Raw genomic sequence first — 19,940 nt, 5'->3', positions numbered from 1 at the left:
CCATGGCCCTCATGCCCAACCAGGATCTCCAGAACCTGATGTTCGTCGTCACGGGGGAGTGGTTCCCCAAGACCGACGAGGACGTCGCCGCCCTGCGGTCCCAGGTTCTGGAGATCACCAAGGGCAAGGTCGACATCCTCAAGGGCAGGATCGAGGACAGCGTCGCCTTCGTCGGGCAGGCGCTGCCCGGCGAGGTCGGCACGAACTTCATCGCGGCGATGGACACCATCCGGCCCGAACTGGACAAGCTCACCGACGGCATGGGGGAAGCGTCCGGTGGGATGCGGAAGACCGCCATGGACGTCCGCGAGGCCAAGTGGAACATCATCGCCGAACTGATCAGGCTGGCCGCCGAGATCGCCGTCCTCACCGCCCTGGCGGCCGTCACCGGAGGCGCCTCGGCCACGCAGATCGCCGTGCGGAAGCTGATCGCCAGGGTCCGGATGCTGGTCATCCTGTACGAGCTGTCCAGCCGCATCCCGCTCTTCTCGGCCGTCACCGAGGCGATCGAGGAGGCTCTGCTCACCCTGGCGACCCGGCTGTCCCTGATGCGCTGGGCCCCGGAGGGCCAGCGACCCGACGGGGTCGACTGGAGGGACGTGGGCATCGCGGCGGTCTTCGGCGCGCTCGTGGGTGCCTTCGCCGAGATCTTCGGCGCGATCGTCCGGAAGTTCACCGACGGGCTCAACGACTTCTTCGACAACTGGATGAAGGACCCTCCGGGTAACAAGCCGGGCGACGACCTCGGCGACAACGTCATCAACACCCCGGGCGGGAACCGACCGGACGATCTGCCGGACCCCGGGCCGGACTTCGACATCCGGCACCACGTGGTCGACGAGATCGGCCAGGCTCCGAGCGAGGGCGCGGCGGAAACCCTCGCCGAGGGCGTGGTCAACGAGATCTTCTACGACGGCTTCAAGGTCGGTGACTGGACCGCCCTGGGCGCCATCGTCAGCCGACAGTTCGAGATGGGACTGATGTCCCTCGGCCAGGGGCTCGGCGGGGCGCTGCGCAACTTCTTCTCGTTCAAGAGCGACCTCGGGACGAACGCGGCGGGCGGCTTCGGCGGCGGCCCGGGAGGCCCGGTCGGCGGGAACGGGGGCTTCGGCGGTTCCCCCGGCGACGCGGTGGACGGGAACGGGAACGGTGAGCGCGGCGGGCTCGGCGGGCCCCTCGGCAACGGCGGCGGAGGTCTCGGCCTCCGGACCGAGACGGGCGGCCATGGCGGTCTGGACGGACTCAACGGTCTGGACGGGGCCGACGGCCTCGATGGACCGGGTGGGCCGACGGGGCTCGGCGGTCCCGGCAACGTCAACGGCGTGAACGGGCTCAACGGCGGTCCCGGCAACGTCAACGGGCTCAACGGCGGGAATGGCCTCAACAGCGGGAACGGCCTCAATGGCCTCAACGGCGTGAACGGTCAGGGGATTTCGCCGGGCCCGAACGCGTCGGCGACGAACGGTCTCGACGAGATCCGCCGCCACAACCAGTCCAACAGCATCAACCAGTTCGACGGGTCCGGCCGCCCCCCGAGGGCAGGCCAGTCCCTCGGCCCCGATGCCACGACCGACACCGGCCGGCCCGGCCCCGGGGAGACCGCGGGGAACACCGGCGGGCGGGTTCCCACCAGCTCGCAGCCGCATCCGGACACGGCGCACGAAGGACAGCGGCAGCCCGGCGGCGCTCACCGGAATCAGGGCCAGGACCACGGCGAGGACCAGCCGCGGCCCCCGCACGCCGACGGCCGGCTCGACGGCGAGAGCGACCAGGACCAGCTCGCGCCGCGGCCGGAGACGCCCACCGCGTCCCAGCCGGAGGCGCGGCCCGGGTCCCAGCCGCACGCTCCCGCCTCCTCCCAGCCCCCGTCCTCCGCACGGCCCGAGACCTCCGGCGAGGTCCCGCCTCCGGTCCAGGTGGACGAGGTTGCCCCGGAGCCGGAGGCCGTCACGGACGCCTCCCCCGACCCCACCGGGGCCGACGGGGTGACCGACCCTGCGCGGCCTCCGGCCGTGGACGCGTTGCGCGAGCAGCACAGCGACGCGGTGAAGCGGTTGTCGGACGCCCTCGACTCCGTCCACGATCTGCGGGAGCGCGTCGAGGCGGGCGTGGGCACCAGCCGCGACGCGGCCCTCCTCGACCAGGCCATGGACGACGCCGTCCGGGCCGAACAGGAACTGGCGGCCACCGAGGACCGGCTGCGGGAGTTCGGGGCGGACCCGTACACCCCGCCCCCCGGGCAGGGCCCCGCCCCCGCCGTCGACCGGGACGGTGTCCAGCGCCGGTGGATCGCCGACCAGGTGACGGCGGACGACCTGGCCGACGGGGTGCACGGCCTCGGTCTCGGCGTCACCGTCGACCAGGACACGCTGAACGCCGCCGGGATCACGGCTCCGCCCGAACTGTCCGCCCAGTGGCAGCTCGGCGGCCCCGACATGCCGATGCCCCTCGCGGAGACCGGTCTCTCCCCGGTCGACCGGACCCGGCTGCTGATGCTGGAGCCCGGCCCGTGGCCGCAGGCGCTGGACGTGACCGCAGCGAACACCTCCCGGCGGCTGTGGCAGGAGTCGTACGCGGACTTCGCCGACTCCGTCGCCCGACTCGACCCAAGAGAGGTCGCCCATCTCGACCTAAGCGAGGTCGCCCAACTCGACCGAAGCGAAGGGGAGTACACCCCCTCCCAGGCGTGGAGCACCGCCACGGCGCTGGTCCTGCCGCTGGAGATGCACCCCGCGCGCGCCGACTCCCGGCACGCCCTCGGCCCGTACCGCGACGCCGTGCGCGAGGTCGCCGACCTGCTGGTGGCGGGCAGCGGGCGGGACGCCGCGGTGTCTCTCGCCGACCAGCTGCGCGACGACCTCGGCCTGCCGCCCCGGACCTCCGACGACCTGCCCCCGGCCGCGGACCCGGCGAGCCTCCCGACGGCGATCCCCACCGCCTCCGTCGACCCCGCCGCGCCGCTGCCCGCCGCACCCGCGCCCCGGCCCGCGGCCCTCGTGTCCGCCGCGCCGAAGCCGGTGCCTACGTCCGCGGACGCCGACCCCCAGCCGGTCCTGCCGCAGCCGGAGTCCGCGCCGGAGTCCGTCCCGCCCGTGGCGCGTGCCGTGCCGCTCGTCTCCTCCTCGTCGGACACCCTCGTACCGCCGACACCCGAGACCGCCCCGGGGTCCGCCCCGGATCAGCGGCCGGAGGTCCTGTTCGCGCCCCCGACCACGCCAGCTCCCCTACTGGCTCCTCGCGCTCCAGTGGACGCGGACCCGATCCGTGACTGGCGGCGGATCTCCGCCGGACCGAACCGGCTGCGTTCCGACGCGCTGCGTGCCGTGGATGACGCGGTCGCCGGGCTGCCGGTGGACCCGGGTCTGGACGACGTGCGTTCCGTTCTCGACGCGGTGCGGGACTGGAAGAGGGACAAGACTCCGCAGAGCGGCCGGTGGGAGGCGATCACCCGGCTGGAGACCGCGGTCGTCGACCGCATCGACCGGATCCAGCAGCTCAGCGCCCCGCAGCCGCCCGCGCCCGTACGCCCCCCGGCGACGGCGTCCGAGGGCGGACTGCCCAAGCCGGGTTCTCCTGTCGGCCGGGGGCCTCGGCCTCGGCCGCCGGTTCCGCCGAGGCGTACCAGCACGATGCTGTCTTCCGGGTCGCAGGGCCGGTCGATGTCTTTGACGCCGGAGGCGGCTCAGGAGGTCAAGTTCCTGCGGGACAAGGCCGAGTTGTTCCACCGGATCAACGGCATCCGTCCGCTTTCCGCCGACCCCGCGTTCAGGAAGGGCATCAACGACTTCCTCGCCAACATCGAGCGGGACCGCAGGTCCGGCACCCCGACCCCGGTCGACCACGCCGCCATCAAGGCGATCATCGAGGGCTTTCAGCAGCCGGGGGTGTACGGCCACAAGATCCAGTACTCCTGGTATCACCGGCATCAGGACAAGGAGGGTTTCGCGGAGGCTGTCGAGGCGCACGCGAACGAGTCCGCGGAGCACGGCGGTCTCTGGTCGAAGATGGGGTCGGCCATTCCGATCCAGGACGCGAGCGTGGGGCACGGTGTGGTGCTGGAGGCGTCCATCCAGGGCCGGATCTTCGACGGTCTGCTCTTCGGCCTCGCCACCTGGAGTTCCTCGCCCGCGCTGGGTGCGCTGTGGGAGCAGCTGTCCAAGACGTACGCCCTGGCCCTGCGGGGCTGGGCGACGGTTCATGTTCTGGACGGTACGACGGATACGAGTGTGCTGAACCGGATCGAGTGGCCCACGCTGCGCGGGCAGGTGGAAGCCGGGAAGATGGACGGTCTGAACGTCGTCGTCTACAAGGCGGTCCCCAACTCCGCGACGGGCGGGCTGGACTTGGTCCCGGTCGATACCTTCCCGGTGCGTACGCAGGAGGAGTTCGACCAGTTGCCGAAGGCGCCTGGTGATGCGGCCTGGTTCCGGAAGCAGACCCAGGTCGACCGGGAGCAGCGCGCCGCGCTCCAGGAGGTGTACTCCCGCGAGGACGAACTCGACCAGCTGGACGCGCACCTGACCGGGTTGTTCAGCAAGCACGGCCCGGATCTCGCGTTCCGGCCGACCCTGACACCGCACACCACCTTCCGCGACAGCTTCAGCAAAGCGCGTCCGGCACACCTGCCGCACCTGGCCGAGCTGACGGAGCTGACGGTCCTGGAAGGCCGGGAGAACCTGGCGGACCTCGCCGTGCGGCTCCCGGTCATCCACGCCGCCCAGCGTGCGGATCTGCTGACAGCGTTGTCGCCCGCCGAGCGCCGGGCGCTTGCCGGGAACGTGGACTTCGTCAACAGCCTGCAGGCCCACCTGTCCCAACAGGACTTCGTGGCGACGGCGGCGCGGCTGATGGTGGACGACCCGGCCGCCGAGGACCGGGTGAGTCCGGCGCGGCAGGAGGCGGAGACCATCGTCGCCGAGATGCTGGCGGACCCCGATGTCGCGGTCTCCCTGCTGACCGGCGGCCGCCGGGTGGTCGTGGTGCCCCGCGAGGAGAAGCTGACCTCGCTGGAGGAGTTCGCCGACCTGCGCGGGAGCGTCGAGGGCGGACGGCCGGTCGACCTGGAGCGGGCCCTCTACCACAACGGTCTGATCGCCATCGGTGAGGAGAACCTGCTGGGCGAGCCGGTCGACCTGCCGGGCGCCGGAATCCAGACGGACGGCTACGGCGCCCTGCGCCACGAACTGGCCCACGCCATCGAGGAAGTACTGGACCCGACGGCCCAGCAGCTGATCGACGATCACTACCAGGCCAAGATCGCCGAAGGGGAGAACGCGAAGTGGCCGGACGGCCGGGGCGCGACCTACTCGGCCAGCAACCCGCGTGACTATTTCGCCCAGTTGACCAACACCTACCTGGCGGTCAACGCCGGTACCGACCTGGCCACCGGTTCGGCGCGCAACAACGGCGCGGACTGGGTCCGGGAGAACGACCCGGAGCTGCTGCCCCTGCTGGAACGGCTCTACGGGCCGGGCCGGGCCGGGATTCTCGGCAGCCAGGACAACCCGTACGTCCTGAGCGGTTTCCGCGCCCTGTTCGACCGTGCCGAGCGGGAAGTGACACCGGAGACCGGGACGCCGGAGTCCGGCTCGCAGCCACCGTCGCCACGGACCCTCCCGGAGCCGGCGCCGCCCCGCGCGCCCCGCGGCACCAGGCCCGCCCGGGATCAGCGGCCGGAGGTCCTGTTCGCGCCCCCGACTCAGGCCGCTTCGCGGATCCCGGCGGACGTGGACCCGATCCGTGACTGGCGGCGGATCTCGGCCGGACCGAACCGGCTGCGTTCCGACGCGCTGCGTGCCGTGGACGACGCGGTCGCCGGGCTGCCGGCGGACCCGGGCCTGGACGACGTGCGTTCCGTTCTCGACGCGGTGCGGGACTGGAAGAGGGACAAGACTCCGCAGAGCGGCCGGTGGGAGGCGATCACCCGGCTGGAGACCGCGGTCGTCGACCGTATCGACCGGATCCAGCAGCTCAGCGCCCCGCAGCCGCCCGCGCCCGTAAGCCCCCCGGCGACGGAGTCCGTCGCGGCCCGGTCGCACCCGGTCGAGGTCGAGGGCTTCGCCCCGGCCGGAGGCTTCGAGGTGGAGCTGCACCGCTACCGCTTGGTGCTGCCCGCCGGTCACACCTTCGACCAGTACACCGACCTCGTGTCCGTACCGGGACTGCTCAAGATCACCGTGGACCGGGCCGGTGGCGTGCCCGTCCTGGAGCTGGTCACCGAACCGACCCGCGGACTGACGAACGGGCGGCCGGATGGCCGGGCCGAACGCTCCGACGTGGTGCGGGCCTTCCGCGACGTGATCAGCCGGCTGGAGAACGCCAGGCCGGGCAGCAGCCTCAAGACCGTCTTCCCCGCCGAGGCCGGCTACCAAGTCGACGTACTCGCGGAGGACCTGCCGGTCCGGATCAACGAGGCCGGAGGCGACCGGCTGCTCGTCCACCACACGGCGTCCACGCCGATCGCCGGGGCCGTGCGCTTCCTGGAACACATCGCCGCCAAGGCGCGCAAGGAGCCCGGCCCGGCCGCCACCGCCCACGCGGACCTCGGAGCGGGACTCCAGTTCGGCGCCCACGGACGTACCCGGTTCGACTTCTGGCTGGCCCAGCACCCCGAGCACACCGCCGATCTGCGCACGTGGGACCGGGACGAGCTGGAGGGCGCGCTCGCGCTCGGCTTCCTCCAGGCCGCCGCCACCGTGCGCGGCAGCCTGGACCGGTCGAGGCCGCCCAAGGACTGGACGGCGCTGGCCTCGCGCGGCTCGCTCGCCGGGATACGCCGGGGGCTCGGCCCGGTGACCCGCGCGTTCCTGGAGGACCAGGCGGAGCAGCTGTCGGACCAGTTCGTGTCCTCCTTCGACGTGGCGGAACTCCCGGACGGCTTCCTCGTACGGGACCAACTCCTGCCGCCACGTGCCGACGGGCAGGCGCGTGCGACGGTCGGCCAGTACCTCGACAACCTGCTCCTGGAGACGCCGGAGCGGACGGTCGACCAGCGTGAGGCGCTGCTGCTCAGCCGCACCTGGGCCGACCTGGACGGCAACCCGGAGGGCGGCACGCCCCGACTGGAGCCGCCCGTCGCCGTGGTGCAGGTCCGGCTGTACGCGTCCGTCGACGCCACCCCCGACACCGTGGAGACCGACGCCGACACCCTGTCCGGCCTCTCGCTCGGCCTCTACCGCAACGCACGGTCCGCACGTGGACTGCCCAAGCCGGGTTCTCCTGTCGGCCGGGGGCCTCGGCCTCGGCCGCCGGTTCCGCCGAGGCGTACCAGCACGATGCTGTCTTCCGGGTCGCAGGGCCGGTCGATGTCTTTGACGCCGGAGGCGGCTCAGGAGGTCAAGTTCCTGCGGGACAAGGCCGAGTTGTTCCACCGGATCAACGGCATCCGTCCGCTTTCCGCCGATCCCGCGTTCAGGAAGGGCATCAACGACTTTCTGGCCAATATCGAGCGGGACCGCAGGTCCGGTACTCCGACCCCGGTCGACCACGATGCCATCGGCGCGATCATCAGGGGCTTTCAGCAGCCGGGGGTGTACGGCCACAAGATCCAGTACTCCTGGTATCACCGGCATCAGGACAAGGAGGGTTTCGCGGAGGCTGTTGAGGCGCATGCGAGCGAGTCCGCGGAGCATGGTGCTCTCTGGTCGAAGATGGGGTCGGCCATTCCGATCCAGGACGCGAGTGTGGGGCACGGTGTGGTGCTGGAGGCGTCCATCCAGGGCCGGATGTTCGACGGTCTGCTCTTCGGTCTCTCCACGTGGAGTTCCTCGCCCGCGCTGGGTGCGCTGTGGGAGCAGTTGTCGAAGACGTATGCCCTGGCCCTGCGAGGTTGGGCGACGGTTCATGTTCTGGACGGCACGACGGATACGAGTGTGCTGAACCGGATCGAGTGGCCCACGCTGCGCGGGCAGGTCGAAGCCGGGAAGATGGACGGTCTGAACGTCGTCGTCTACAAGGCGGTCCCCAACTCCGCGACGGGCGGGCTGGACTTGGTCCCGGTCGATACCTTCCCGGTGCGTACGCAGGAGGAGTTCGACCAGTTGCCGAAGGCGCCTGGTGACGCGGCCTGGTTCCGGAAGCAGACCCAGGTCGACCGGGAGCAGCGCGCGGCGCTCCAGGAGGTGTACTCCCGTGAGGACGAGCTCGACCAGCTGGACGCGCACCTCACGGGGCTGTTCAGCAAGCACGGCCCGGATCTCGCGTTCCGGCCGACCCTGACACCGCACACCACCTTCCGCCGCAGCTTCTCCTCGACGAGCCTGACGGGCCGGGCCGTGACGAGCCTGGTGGACCGCGCCACGCGGCTGCCGGTCATGCCCGCGGGCGAACGCGCGGTCCTGCTGGCATCGTTGTCGGCGGACGAGCGGACCGCGCTGTCGGAGAACGTGGACTTCGTCAACAGCCTGCGCGCCCACCTGTCCCAGGAGGACTTCGTGGCGACGGCGGCGCGGCTGATGGTGGACGACCCGGCCGCCGAGGACCGGGTGAGTCCGGCGCGGCAGGAGGCGGAGATCATCGTCGCCGAGATGTTGGCGGACCCCGATGTCGCGGTCTCCCTGCTGACCGGCGGCCGCCGGGTGGTCGTGGTGCCCCGCGAGGTGGAGCTGACCTCGCTGGACGAGTTCGCCGGCCTGCCCCAGGAGGTGGACGGGCGGTCGATGAACCTCCAACGGGCCCTCTACTACAACGGTCTGATCGCCATCGGTGAGGAGAACCTGCTGGGCGAGCCGGTCGACCTGCCGGGCGCCGGAATCCAGGCGGACGGCTACGGCGCCCTGCGCCACGAACTGGCCCACGCCATCGAGGAAACACTCGCCCCCGTAGACCGGGAGCTGATCGAGAACCACTACCGGGCCAAGGTTGACGCAGGTGAAAGTACCCGATGGCCGGACGGCCGGGGCGCGACCTACTCGGCCAGCAACCCGCGTGAGTACTTCGCCCAGTTGACCAACACCTACCTGGCGGTCAACGCCGGTACCGACCTGGCCACCGGTTCGGCGCGCAACAACGGCGCGGACTGGGTCCGGGAGAACGACCCGGAACTGCTGCCCCTGCTGGAACGGCTCTACGGGCCGGGCCGGGCCGGGATTCTCGGCAGCCAGGACAACCCGTACGTCCTGAGCGGGTTCCGTGCCCTGTTCGACCGCGCCGAGCGGGAACTCACACCGGAGACCGGGACGCCGGAGTCCGGCTCGCAGCCACCGTCGCCACGGACCCTCCCGGAGCCGGCGCCGCCCCGCGCGCCCCGCGGCACCAGGACCACCCCGGGCGGCAGGACGCTGCTCGCCCCGCCCACCCAGGGCGGCGGCCGCAGCCGCAGGCTGGTGGAGGCCATGCGGCAGATGTTCGGCCGGGACATCGAGCGCCACCAGGAATTCCGCGCGCTCTACGACGCGCTGGCCCTGGTGAACGGGTTGCACGGGGCCGACCGCCGCAACCGCGGCCGGTCCTTCGACGTCGGCGCGACGGCCGAGCGCGTCCTCCACCTCCACCCCGACCACGACGTCACCCCGGAGGACTACCGCGACCTCCTGCTCACCGTCGCCAGCGCCGACCGGCGGGGCTGGGCCACCTCCATCGACTCCATCGCCGCCTACCAGACGCAGCGGACCACCGGGGTCCTGCGGCCGGACACCTGGACGCGGGACCCCTACCAGGGGTACACCGCCCGCAACTGGTCGGGGAACGCCGGTCTGCGCCTCGACGTGAGCCAGACGTGGGCGCCCGGCAGCCGGACCGGTGACCCCCTGGTCGCCTCACCCGCGCCGTGGGGCCACCGCCCGCACGTGGTGATGGCCGAACGCGACGGCGACTCCCACCTGATCGTCCTCCGGGACGCGGCAGGCAACGCCCGGTACGTGGACGACGCCGAATTCGCCGTCCTGGTCGCCAACGACCCGGACCGGCCCCCGAACGCGCCGCTTCTGCTGCTCGTCCAGCCCCCGCCGAACGCCCATCCCGAGACGATGCCGCGTTCGCTGGCCGCCGCGGCCCGGGTCCGGGTCTGGTCCACCGACGGGGAGTTCTCGCTGCCGCCCGCGGCGGGACCGGCCGGTATCAGCCTGATCACGCTGGTCGACCGCCGCCCCGGGAGGCACATCGGCATCTGGTTCCCCAGCGATCCGGGCCAGGACTCCCGGAGCGCCGGTCACGAGGTGCGGACCACCGTCGGCACGGTGCTCGATTCGTCCGACGTGGAGTCGTACCCGCTCACCACCGTGGACGGACGGTCACTCACCGGCCGGGCCTACCTGACCAGCGGCGATCTGGCCCTCAAGGAAGCCGCGCTGCGCGAGGCGTCGGGCGTGGAGTTCTACGCGAACTACGACGAGGGAGTGCCCGGCGCCGTACCCAGCCGTCACGGACCCATGCTGCCCCTGCCCCGGGCGCTGACGGACAGCTATGTGCTCTACCTGCACGGCAGGGCCGGCTGGGCGAGCGTCTCGACCCGCGGCGACGGCCGTCAGTACAACCTGCCGCCGGGTGAGCTCGGGCGGACCATACGGCGTCGCCCCAGCCTGCGGCAGCTCCCCGACCACCTGCCGGTCTTCGCGCTGGCCTGCGAGCTGGCGCAGATCAGAACAGGTGCCGATCGGCTGGTGAATCCCCCCGAGGCACAGGACCTCGCCACCCAGATCGGTCGCACCGTGTTCGCCACGGACGCCCAGGTCACTCCGGTCCCGACCGTGCGGGACTCACCCCCGATCCTGGTGATGAGCGACGACCCGGTCCGGCCCCGCTACGGCATCTGGGAGTTCCGTCCGGAGCCGGACGCCGAGACGCTCCGGTGGATCGCCGACGTCGCGGGGCTGCCCCCCGACGTGTCGATGCGCTCCACGCGGGCGCTGCGCTGGGTGCTCGCGCTGCGCGAGGTGTTCGACATCGACATCGACTCCGACCCCGGACGCCGACCGGAATTCACCTCGCTCGTCCGGGACTTCGGGCAGCTGGAGATGCAGCGGATGGCCACGGGCACGGGAGAGGAACTCACCGGGCCGCTGACCTGGCGCACGCTCACCCAGATCACCGGCGACTTCGCCCGGCGGGCAGGCGCCTCCGACGCCGTCGTGACGCACCAGCTGTTGCGGGACGTCCTGCGGGCGGCCCGCAACCGGACCCTGCGCCTTCCCGGCATGCCCAACCTGCCGAACATCCTCTTCGCGCCGCCGACCCAGGCCGGCCACCCGGCGCCGCTCGTGCCGCCGCCCGGAGCGGAACCCCGGCCGGCTCCGTCGCCCGCGCTCGAACCGCCGCCGGTCCGGATCGCCACCTCCTCCGGCGCGACGCGGCAGGACCCGTCGCCGGCGCGCTCCGACGTGCTCTCCCCGGACGTCTCCTCGTCGGACATCGACGAGGACTCCTCCGACGTTTCGGACATGGACATCGACAGCCCCCGGGCCGGCTCGCCGTCGCGTCCGGTCCCGGTGCCCGCGGACGTCGAGGCCGCCTACCGCCGGACGCTGACCGACGCCCTCGGCACACAGATCACCGCGGAGGCGGTGTACCCGAAGATGCTCGCGGCCGTCCAGCGGCTGGACGGGCTGCGCCGGACGTCGGCCGAACCCGCCCTGCGGGACGGGCCGTTGGACCTGGCGGCCGTCGCCCGCGCGGTGCTGCTGCTCGCCCCGGCCACGCCGGTCCGCAGCGCGCACTACGGGGATCTGTTCCGGATCATCCTCGATCCGGCGATGGAGAACGCCACCGGTCTGGCCGAGCCGACCGCGTTCGGCCTCAGCGTCCGGGGCGCGCTGTCCCAGGCCGGTCGGCTCACCGCGCCCGACGGCACGCCGTACGGCCGCAACTGGTCCCAGAACCAGCTCCGGCCGGGCATGGTCTTCGACCTGGACACCACGGCGGTGACGGTCCTGGAGGAGGACGGGACGACTCGGGAGACCGACGCGCGCCCCTCGCCCTGGCGGCCCCGGCCGGGCGGGCCGCCGCCCTTCGTGCTGGTCGCCGCCGGGAACGCCGACGCGATCACCGTGCGGCTCGACGACGGCACGACGGTGGAGGCGTCCCCCGAGGTCGTCGGGGAACTCCTCGCCATGGACCCGGTGCTCTCCGGCCTCGGCCGGGACGTCCCGCTGCTGCTGGTCATCCCGTACGCCGGTGAGGGCGGGCTGGAGCTGCCGCGCGGGCTCGCCGACGGACTGGGACGACAGGTCTGGTCCGCCAGCGGCAACGTCCATGTGCAAGTGCGCGCGGACGGCAGGCGGCTCGGAATCTCGCTGCTCCAGGAGGCGGCCGGGCCGGACCGGGCAGCCGGACCCGCCGGTCCGAAGGGCCACCGCGGCGACTGGATCTCCAGCAGGCCGGGCGAGGTCTCCCCGGACGACGGCGACGACGTCCCCGCCTGGGAGCGCCGCCTGGTCAGCTTCACCATCGTCTCCGACGAGGACGGGCATCCTCAGCTGGGCCGGGCGCTGCTCGACGCCGACGACATGGCCATGCGCGAGCCCCACGCACGCGTCGTCCACCGCATGGACACGCTGGTACGGCGCCTTCCCGGCTCCGGTGCGCCGCTCGAACCCCTCCCGATCCCCGGCGGCGCGGCTCCCGGCGAGAAGGTGCACCACCTGGTCCTGCACGCCCTGCCCGAGGGTTTCGCCATGCCGCAGGAAGACGGCAGCACCCACCTCGCCACGCCTCCCGAGACGGCGCGCTGGCTCCGTCGTCGGCCCAGTGTGCAAAAGCTCGGCCGGCGGGACTGGCTCTACCTCCGGGCCTGCTGGGCCGGACGCGCCTACGACGGCCCCCTCCCCAGCCCGGCCACGAACGTCGCCGCCGTGCTGCCGCGGGTCCGCGACAGCCTCGCGGACCACCCGTCCGCCCAGCGCGTCTCCACCCTCCTGCGGCTGCGGATCAAGGCCGGGGACCGGCCGCTCGTCCTCTCGGCGCACATGCCGAACCACCCCTCACCCGCGCTGGTCGCCCTCACCGACTCCCGCGGGAACGACGGGCAGATCACGGACTTCTGGCCCGAGCCGGAGGACGGCGAGCTGGCCCGGCTCGCCCGTGTCGCAGGGCTTTACACGGGCCCGGCGCCGGTGTCCCGGCAGACCCTCGACACCACCCTGCGGCTGGTGCACGCGCTGCGGCAGGGCTTCCAGAATCCGGGAATCGAGGAGGACCCCGGGTACGAAGCGCTGCTGCGGGGCGTCGGCGCGCTGGAACGGATGTGGCGGGCCGATCCCGAGCTGGGCCGGATGGGGCAGTTCACCATGGAGCTCTTCCGGATGCTGGCGCAACGGGAACTGCGCGACCACGGGAGGGGGCAGGCCCGTGTCGACGCCGACACCGTCCGCTCCCTGCTCGCCCGCGCCGCCGCCGCACCGGCGGGCACCGCGCTGACCGACTTCGCCGACCTGCGGGCCCTGGTCGAGACGGCGCGGGACGTGCGGTCGCTCGGACCCCTCAGGTCGACGGCCACCGGCCTCCTGGGCCTCGCCCCCGCGACCGTGGTCCGGGAGGCCCACATCCAGCGCGTCCTCTGGGCCCGCCACCAGGCCCGCGTCTGGCGCGACCAGCTCTCCGACCCGGACGCCGTCGCCGTACGGGCCCTGCACCTGTCCGCTCCCGATCCCGCCAGGGGCGCCGACCTGCTCCGGCTGGCCACCCGGGCGTTCGACGCGGGCCGCAACCCGTACGTCGTCGACGAGCTGGCCGCCTTCCACCTGGAGGAACTCGGGGCCTTCGACCCCAGCACCCGGCTGGCCCCCGCCCCGGGCGCCCCTCCCGGCCGACCCGCGGGGCGCGCCTGGGCCGGCCGTCCCGCCGCCGGTACCCACCTCGACGCCTCCGCCCTCGCCGTCCTGGAGCAGCAGTCCGACGGTTCGTACCACCGTGCGAAGGAGGAGGCGGCCCCCTGGTCGGCGGAGGGAATGCTTCCGCCCTACGTCGTCGCGGTGGCGGACGCCGGATCCGGCCGCACCTGGCTCGACCTGCCCGGCGGACGGCTCGCCGTGCCGAACACCGAGGCCGCCGAGCTGATCTCCCGCGACCCCGACCTGATCGGGCGGGCCGTGGCGCGGACGGACGTGGTCCTGGCCGTCGGACCCACCGGTCCGGCCCCCGGGCCGACGCCGTCAACACCCCAGCTCGCACTGCGGCTTGAGATCGCCAAGGCCACCAGCCGTGAGGTCTGGACGGCGAAGGGCCCCTCGGTCCTCAGCGCGTCCGGCACCCCGGGCCGCCTCACGGTGGGCAGCACCTCCTCCGCCGCCCGCATGGTGCCCTCGGCGGCCGCCGACTGGAGCGGCACCACCCCGGCGGACACCATCCCGCACCGCTGGGCGCCGCCTCCCGCACCGCCGGTCACCACGTCGGCCCCGCCGCCCGCCACGCTCGGGATCACCGACACCGGGGGTACCGTCCACGGCACTCCCGGCCGGGCGCCGGAGCAGGTCCGGGGCCGGGCGGAGAGCCCCGTACCCGAACCCGTTGCCGCCCCGGAGCGGCCCGACACCACCGCGGAGCACCGGGTGCTCACGAGCGCGCCGCCCGTCGGCGGACCGGGCCCGGCGCCCTCGGTCACCCCCGGCGCTCCCGCGCTGTCGGTGCGGGCCGCCGCGCCCGTGCGGACCGTCGCCCGGCAGCAGCTCGACTTCCTCGACGGACGGACCCAGCTGGACGGGGCCCAGCGCCAGCACATCGCGGGGCTGGCCAAGCGACTCGTGACCGCCGCCCTCCACGACCTGGGCACCGGACTGCGCATTCCCCACACCGTGATCACCGGTTACGGCGACGGGGCACGGATCGCCGTCGGCGACGGCCCCGCCCAGCCTGCCGAGGGGGCCGGACGCCTTCCGGCACGGGCCGTCGGCGACGCCCTGCGCGAGGCGATCCGCGCCGAACTGACCTTCCAGCCGCAGGAGAAGCTGGCGGTGGTACGCCGCGTCCGCGGCCGGGATCTCACCGCCGACGACTTCCCCATCGACGCCCGCGGCGCCGAGCACCCCACCCCGCACCCGCACCCCGGCGTCCGGCGGGCCGTCGTCGAGGTGCAGCGCTCCGCCCAGTCGCGCGCCGTCGACCACCTCAAGCGACTGCTGCCCCGGCTGGACCCCCACTCCACCGCCCGCGACGCCCTGACCCTGGACCAGGTCGCCGACCGTATGCTGCTCCGGCCCGAGGGAGCCACGGCGCCCCCGGTCCCGGCCCCCGCGGCGCCGAGCCCGGACCCCGCGCGCTTCGACACCGACGCCGTACCCGACCACCTGCGCCCCCTGTACGCGCTGGTGACCGACGCCATGGCGGCGAAGGAGGCCGACAGCGTCGAGTCCCTGGCCGCCTTCCACCTGAGCCGGCAGGGCCTCTTCGCCGACGCCACACGTCTGCTGGCGGCCGACGGCTCGCCTCGCGGACGCAACTGGACCGGACGTTCGGGCAAGTTGACCGACACGACGGTCCGCCAGCGGGTGCCGGGCAGCAGCCGCGCCAAGCCGTCGCCGACGCCCTGGCAGACCAAGCCGGGCAGCCCGGAGCCGTATGTGATCGGCACCGCCAACGGTCACGAACAGGCGGTCCTGCTGACGCTGCCGGACGGAACGAGCTACCGCGTCCCCGCGGAGGTGTTCAGCCACCTGGTGGGCATGGACCCCGACCTGTCGGCGGCCGACGTGGACACGCCCGTGGCCCTGGTGTCGTGGCGGGCCGCGTCCATGGGTCTCGACCTCCCCCGCATGACCGCCTTCCGCTCCGACCGCGCCACCTACGCCCACACCGGAGACGTCGCGCTCATGGCGGACTCCGCCGGGACCGGCCTCCGGATCGAGGTGTCCGGCAGCATCGACTCCCAGCAGGACCCGCTGGGCGAGTGGGCGCTGAGCGAACCGGACGACTGGAGCCTGTCCGAGCGCCCCGGCATGGCCGGGGACGTTCTCCCCACCCCGGACGGCCGCCTCGTCCGCATGAGCGACGTGGAGGGTGTCACCCTCTTCATCGACGGCCGCCCGGCCGGCCGGATGCTGATGGACCGCGCCGACCAGGCGGAGCGGCAGAACATGGGATTCAACCTCGCGGGATTCACCGAGTGGACCCACGTCGACCCGGTCACCAACCGGCCGCTCGGCGCGGACCAGCCGGTGCCCTGGAAGGGCCGTAAACCCTACGTCCTGTGGGTCCACGGACTGCCCGGCTCCGCCGGGGTCGTCGCGGACGGCAAGCGGCTCACCCTCGACGCCCCCCGGACGGCCGGCTATCTCAAGCGCCGCCCCAGCCTGAGCAGGCTCGCCCCGGACGCACCGCTCGTCGTCGTGATGTGCTGGAGCGATGCCCGGCCGGGGATCGGGCCGATCGGCTTCTCCGACGAGGCCCCCTTCACCCCCGACCCGTGGGGCGTCATCTCCTACGCACAGCAGCTGAGAAACGAACTCGACCGCGACATCTTCGCCCCGAGTCGGATCCACGTCAGCGCAAAGCACAGCCCGAAGCCCCTCAACGGCGTGTTCACCACCGCCATGGGTGTGCCCGGCACCTTCGACAAGATCGAGCGCGAACCGAAGCCGCCGGAGCTGGACCAGCTCGCCCTGATCGCCGGCCTGGACCGGGTGACCGCCGACCCGCAGGACCGGCGGGACACCGCCCTGCGCCTGGTGCGCGGACTGCGCGACCTCTTCGGCGCCGAGGTGGAGGGGGACCGCGCCGATCCGGACGGCGAGTACCAGGCACTGCTCGCCGGTCTGGGCGCGCTGGAGGCCATGCGGCGGGCGGACACGCGGCACGCCGCGTACGGCGCCCTCACCCGCGACCTGGTGGAGCGGATCGTCCGGGAGCGCTCCGGCAACCGGCCCGCCGCGCACACCCGGCCCGCGCCGGTGGACCTCGCCGACGTGCGGACCGTGCTGCGCGCCGCCGGGAAGGCGCTGGAGGCCGACGCCTCGGCCACCCTGTCGGGGTTCGCCCCGCTGCCCAGCCTGGACCGGGCCCTGCGCCTGCTGGCCGGGAAAGACGCGGACGACCGCGTCCGGGACGTGCTGCCGCTCGCGCCCAACCAGCCCGTCGGCCCCTCCCACCGGCTGCACGCGCTGTGGGCGATCGTCAAGGCGGTCGAGGCGGTGGATGGCCACCCCGACGCCGAGTCGCTGGCCCGGCAGGTGCTCCACCTGCGTTCGTACGAGAGCGTCGACCTCGCGGAGGACGGACCGGCCCTGTTGCGGACGGCCGCATCCGCCGCGGCCGTCGGCCGTGACGTGCACGACCCGGTCGCGCTCGCCGCCTACCACTTGGCGGTGCACGCCTCGACGGCCCCTGACACCTTCCTGACGTCGATGTCGGGCCGCCCCGCGGGCCGGAGCTGGTCGTCCGCGACCCTCTCCAACCGGTTCAACACGGAGCTGTACACCACCACCGACCCGACCACCCACAAGAAGACCAGCCACCTGTCGCCGTGGGCCGAATCCGCCACGCAGACCCCGTACTACAAGCCGTACGTCCTCGCCCTGGAGCCCGGCTCGGAGGCCGACACGCTCTCCCTGCCGTGGTCCGACCAGTCCACCCGGTCCATCTCCTACGCCGAGTTCGCCGAAATGCTCCGCCACGACCCCGCGGTGCGCGCCCTGGCGCCCGACGCCGCGCGGGTCGTGGTGGTGGGACTGGACGGCAACAGCGCACGGAAACTCGCCGACGTGCTGGCCACCCGCCGGGCCCTCGGCCGTAGGGTGCTCACCTCGCAGCCGTCGATGAGCCTGAAGTTCGATGTGCAACGCGGTGCGAACTACCTGGACATGGCCACCGCCGACGCCGACCCCGCCCGGCACTGGCAGACCCACCGCCCGGAGGAACGGCCCCCCGGCTGGCCGGCCCCGGCCCTCCCCGCACCGCCCACGGACCCGAAGGCGGTGCTGCCGACGGCGTCCACGCGTCCGGACGCCGATACGGAACCGCTGACGCGTGACGGCGAGCCGCCGGCCGGCCGGCGCGGTCCGCGCCCGGTCCTCACGTCCTCCGCGCCGCCGCCTGGGCCGGACAGCTCGCCGCCGGGCCCGCGCGAACGGGGCGTGGGGGACGACGCGACCGCGGGCAACGGCTCGCGGGAGCCGGCCCCGGCCGTCCACGCGGTACGGCCGACCGGCGACGGCGTGCCGCATCAGTGGATCGAGTCGCGGCTCGGCGAACCGGGTGCGGAGCGACACGTTCCGCGACTCGCCGGTGCGGACTGGGCCGGAGGCCGCACCACGGTGCCCCTCGCCGACCTGCGGACGCTCGGGATCACCCTCGACAACGACGAACAGGCCTACGCCACGCTCATGGGCGGCCTGCCGCTCGCGTCCGCCGGCCTCTCGCTCGTCCAGCGCTACCGGCTCCTGCGGGCGTGGTCGGGCGATGACGCCCCGGCCGTCCTGGGGATCGCGGCGGATCTGGCCGCGGCGACGGCTCAGCCGTCCAGTGGCGTGGTCGCAGAGCACGGCCCGAATCCGCGTCCCGCGCCGCCCGCCACGGCTGAGGGCGTCGGCCACCCACGACCGGCGGACCCGGCGGACCCGGCGGCGGACCTGGTCCTGGAGTCCTTCCCCGGCCTGTCCCTGGACACGGACGGGGAGTCCGAACCGGACGACGATCCGCGTCCGTTGCTGTCGCGGGACGACGATTCGGATGACGACGATCCGCGTCCGTTGCTGTCGCGGGACGACGATTCGGACGATGACGATCCGCGTCCGTTGCTGTCGCGGGACGACGACTCCGACGACGACGTCCCGAGTCATCGTCCGTCGCGTCGGCCGACCGGCGGCCCCGACGATCTCTCGGAGCCGGAGACCGACGAGGTGGCCGACGAGACCGACGAGGCGGCCGACGGTCTGCCCGCGCCCGCGTGGGCTCTGGCGCGCATCCGCTACGCACAGGAAGCCCTCTACTTCGAGCGCAGGCTGGCCGCTCACCTGGGGGAGAACCCCCAGATCAACCAGGAGTTCGCGAAGGTCGTCCGGGCGTTCTGGACGATCGCGCTGCACAACCGAGTCGACTACCGGCGGTTCGGCCATCACAGCGGTGTGAACGGCGGCGCGGTCGGCACGGGGTACGACGCCCTCGTACGGGTGGTGGAGTCGGGCAACCTCCGCGAACGGGTCACCTTCCTGTTCAACGGCGTCGCCACCAACGTCGTGCCCCGCCTGATGGGCGGCATCGAACCGCAGCACCCGGTGATCGGGATCGAGCGCCGCGACCGGCACCGCAGCGAGCAGCTGAAGCGGTACGAGCGTGAAGTGGCCGAACTCAAGGAGGCGGAGCTCGACCCCGAGGACGAGGCGCAGGAGATGGAGGAGCTGGAGGCGCTGCTCCGCACGCCGTTGCGGCCGCACGAGGTGTGGCCCGCGCTGAGTCCCGCCGAACGCCGACTCGCGGTGCGCGACGGTGTGCTGCTCTGGTCGTCCGCGGGTCAGCTGTACACGCTGCCGATGGCCGCCGACTTCCAGGCCCGCTCCGAGGACTCCGGCGGACTCGTGCTGACAGGCACGTCCGGCAGCGCCTACCGCATCATCACCCACGTGGCCAGGCTGAACCGGCTCGCCGGGGTGCCCGTGGACCTGGGCCTGATCCGCTCCGGGCTGGTGAGCGTCATGGTCGGCGTCGGCCACCACAGCTTCCACGAGGTGATGACCGGGGCGCAGCACGCCCTGGACGAGATCGACCCCGCGGCGACCACGGTCTACAGCGACAACTGGGGCCGGTACTGGGACGTCCTCCCGCTGACCGAGGAGGAGCTGCGGACTTACGTCGCCCGCGAGGGGCGGTTCCCCGACGAGCATGCCCGGGATGCGCTGACCGCCCTCCGGCAGCAGGAGCGTTCCAGCGGCACTGACGGAGGACAGCGTCCCGGTGGCACTGACAGAGGGCAGGGGGGAGAGGCGTGAGGACAGATGGAAGCCGTGCCGACCCTGACCACGGCGATTCCCACCGACCACAGCAAGCTGATCTCACCGGACGGGAACAGGCGGCAGTCCGTT

1 protein-coding gene is annotated in these 19,940 nt (G+C 73.2%); it reads left to right on the top strand.

Translation table 11 applies throughout. From position 1 onward, the window contains the following. Nucleotides 1–2 precede the first annotated feature (2 nt). Nucleotides 3–19,847, top strand: coding sequence for a lonely Cys domain-containing protein (locus ACIRRU_RS10275; RefSeq protein ID WP_403678477.1), 19,845 nt, complete (start codon nt 3–5; stop codon nt 19,845–19,847). Nucleotides 19,848–19,940 lie beyond the last annotated feature (93 nt).

Source organism: Streptomyces sp. NPDC101181 (genome assembly GCF_044767975.1).
Lineage (GTDB): Bacteria > Actinomycetota > Actinomycetes > Streptomycetales > Streptomycetaceae > Streptomyces.
Note: the sequence above shows the minus strand (reverse complement) of the source record. Positions and strands in the feature narration are given on the sequence as shown.